General features: G+C 66.9%; 3 protein-coding genes and 1 riboswitch. Of the genes, 2 read left to right on the top strand and 1 reads right to left on the bottom strand.

Going from position 1 to position 2,990, the window contains the following annotated elements; genetic code table 11:
* Window positions 1-1,061, bottom strand: a 1,061-nt coding sequence (locus B2W70_RS14730) for a GAF domain-containing protein (protein WP_286746791.1), incomplete at its 3' end; no start/stop codon positions are given.
* A 170-nt stretch (window positions 1,062-1,231) separates the two neighbouring features.
* Here B2W70_RS14730 and B2W70_RS14725 point away from each other — a divergent pair.
* Together B2W70_RS14725 and B2W70_RS14720 are read left to right on the top strand one after the other, a co-directional pair.
* Window positions 1,232-2,104 (top strand): zinc-dependent peptidase, encoded by an 873-nt coding sequence (locus B2W70_RS14725; protein ID WP_286746790.1) that lies wholly within the window; start codon window positions 1,232-1,234, stop codon window positions 2,102-2,104.
* Between the two features lie 158 nt (window positions 2,105-2,262).
* Window positions 2,263-2,377: riboswitch (guanidine-I (ykkC/yxkD leader) on the top strand.
* Between the two features lie 67 nt (window positions 2,378-2,444).
* On the top strand, window positions 2,445-2,990 hold a 546-nt coding region (locus B2W70_RS14720; protein WP_286746789.1), incomplete at its 3' end, for a DUF1989 domain-containing protein.

Raw genomic sequence — 2,990 nt, 5'->3', positions numbered from 1 at the left:
TTGAAGTTGTCCAGGTCGATGAACAGCAAGGCCCCGAGTCGGCCGCAGCGCCGCAGGTGCGCCAGTTCGCGCTCGAGGCGATCGATCAGCAGGCGGCGATTGGGCAGGCCGGTGAGCGGGTCGTAGTAGGCCAGGCGGTGCGTGCGCTCCTGGTGCAGCCTTCGCTCGGTGATGTCGGTGATGAAGCCGTGCCACAGCACGCTGCCATCGGGCAGGCGCTCCGGCACCGCGTCACCAAAGCGCCACCTGGTGCCCTGCTGAGGCAGCACGACGCGGTACTCGTGTCGCCACGGCAGCATGTTGGTGGCAGAGGTCTCGATGGAATCGAGCACGGCCTGCACGTCCTGCGGATGGATGCGCGCGATGACGCTGGACGCGTCGTGCAGGGCCTCTTCCGGGTGGACTTCGTACATGTCCCACATGCGCTCGCTGGCGTAAGGGAAGCAGCTTCGCCCGTCAGGGTAGAGCCTGAACTGGTAGATGACGCCTGGCACGCGGTGCGAGAGCTGGCTCAGCAGTTGGGTGCGGTCTTGCAGCTCGTGCAGCAAGGTCTCCAGGCGCGTCGCCTGCCTGCGCAAATTCAGCTGGGCCATGACCTGCCTGGCCAGCAGGGCCAGGGTCTCGCGCTGGTCAGGGAGCAGCCTTCGGGGCTGGCGGTCGATGACACACAGGGTGCCCAGGGCCAAGCCATCGTCGGCGACCAGGGGCGCCCCGGCGTAAAAGCGGATGAACGGATCGCCCGTGACCAGCGGGTTGCTGGCGAAGCGAGGGTCCGCGCTGGCGTCTTCGACCACCATGACATCGGGTTGCCGGATGGCGTGGTCGCAGAAGGCGAAGTCGCGCGGCGTGCTGCAGACATCGATGCCCACCCGGGACTTGAACCACTGCCGGTCGCGGTCGATGAGGCTGACCAGGGCAATGGGCATGCCCAGGACCTGGGCAGCCAGCTGCGTCAGGTCATCGAAGGCCTGTTCGGGGGGGGTGTCGAGAACACCGTGGCGAGCCAAGGACGCCAGCCGGCGTTCCTCGTCATCGTTCGTGCTTTTCGGCAAGGCGGACATGGTCAGTGGCAAGGAGTGCACCGATTCTAGGAATCCTGCCCGGTTTGAAACCGCAAAACAGCACCGGTAAACGCAAGCATGCCCTGATTTTGTGCGGGGCGCCACACCCTGCCCCGGCTGCGGCCGCTGTGTATGCTTGTGCATCGACGCCGAACGCCCCCGCAGACCTCTTGCCCATCCTGATCGTCACCATCCTGGCTTTGTTGCTGATTGCCTGGCTCATCTGGCAGCCACGTCTGGTCACGCAACGGCGTGTGCGCCAGCAAGGCCAGGCTTTCCCCCCGGCCTGGCGGGCGATCATCCGGCGCAATGTGCCCCTGGCAGCGTCCCTGCCTGCGGACCTGCAGGTTCAGCTCCGGCGCCACATCCAGGTCTTCCTGGCGGAAAAGGCATTTGTCGGCTGCCAGGGCCAGGTCATCGACGACGAGGTGCGCGTGACCATCGCGGCGCAGGCCTGCCTGCTGCTGCTCAACCGCCCGAACGACTACTACCCGGCTCTCAGGCAGGTGCTGGTCTACCCGAGTGCGTTCGAAGTCGACATCGCGCACACCGACGAGATCGGCGTGGTGCAGTCGGGCCGCGACTGGCGAGCAGGCGAGTCATGGCAGGAGGGACAGGTGATCCTGTCGTGGGAGGACGTGCTGGTTGGCGCCGCCGACCCCGTTGACGGCTGGAACGTGGTCATCCACGAGTTCGCGCACCAGCTGGACTCGGAGGCGGGACTGACCGATGGCATCCCGGCGCTGCCCAGCGCAGCCCGGCAAGCCAGCTGGTCGAAGGTGATGCAGGCAGAGTTCGAGGCGCTGCTGGCTGCCTTGGATCGCGGGGAGGAAGACACCTTCCTCGACCCTTATGGCGCCAGCAACCCGGCCGAGTTCTTTGCGGTGGTGACGGAAGCCTTCTTCGAGCAAGGGCTGGAGCTGCGCACGCATCACCCTGCGCTGTTCGAAGAGTTGCTGGCTTTTTACTGCGTGGACACCAGTGCCTGGCCGCCACCCCGGGTGCTCAGGCGCCCCGATCTGGCGCAGCAACAGTCCCCTTGATGCGCACCGCGCACGCACCTGGGCGGCCAGCTCGGCGCGTTGACCCTTGCGCGCACGGTGGTGGTGCGCGGTTCGCCAGCCAAGCCTGACCTGGCCCTGGCACCCAATTTGCTTGACCTCCAGCGAGAGCAGCTCGGACCGCGGTCACCGCTTCAGGGCTGAATGAGCGCTAGGGTTCCGAGTCGGCGTGATGCCGGCTGTCTGGTCCGAGAGCACTCGGTCGCAACGGCAACAGCGGTGGCGGCTCCACGGAGGGACAAAAGCCCGGGAGGTCCTGATGAAGGCGAAGAGCCGACACCAGAGTCTCTCGCGCTTGTCCCGCCCCTCCAGGAGTCAGACCATGTCAGCCCACCACCCCGAACACACCCGCGACAACCCACCCGCCTCGGCCCCGGTTGACGCCGTCGCTCACTGGCAGCGCCTGCCCGCTGATTCGCTGGCCGGTGTGAGCACCGACCGCATCCTGTGGTCCGAACGCGTACCAGGAGGTGGCCACTGGTCGTGGCGCCTCAAGCGCGGCACGTCCTTGCGCTTCGTCAGCCTTGGCGCCGATGCCAACGTGAGCGTGGTGCTCTACGCCGCACACAACACGCTCGAGCGCTACAACATGCCCGACTCGCTCAAGGCGCAGCACACCGCCCACTACCGCCGCGGCCACGTGCTCATGAGCGACATGGGCCGCTCGATGGCCAGCTTCACCGCCGACAGCCTGGGCTGGCACGATCCGCTCGGCGCCCTGCTCGACACCGCCACCATGCAGCGGCGCTTTGGCGAGCACCGCTTCGAAGCCCACCGCAACGGCATGCACCGCTCGGGCAAGGACGGCCTGCTGATCGAAATCGGCAAGCACGGCCTGAGCCGGCGCGACCTGATCGCGCCAGTCAAC

The sequence above is a fragment of the Aquabacterium sp. UBA2148 genome, from assembly GCF_002328915.1.
GTDB lineage: Bacteria > Pseudomonadota > Gammaproteobacteria > Burkholderiales > Burkholderiaceae_C > Aquabacterium > Aquabacterium parvum.
Note: the sequence above shows the minus strand (reverse complement) of the source record. Positions and strands in the feature narration are given on the sequence as shown.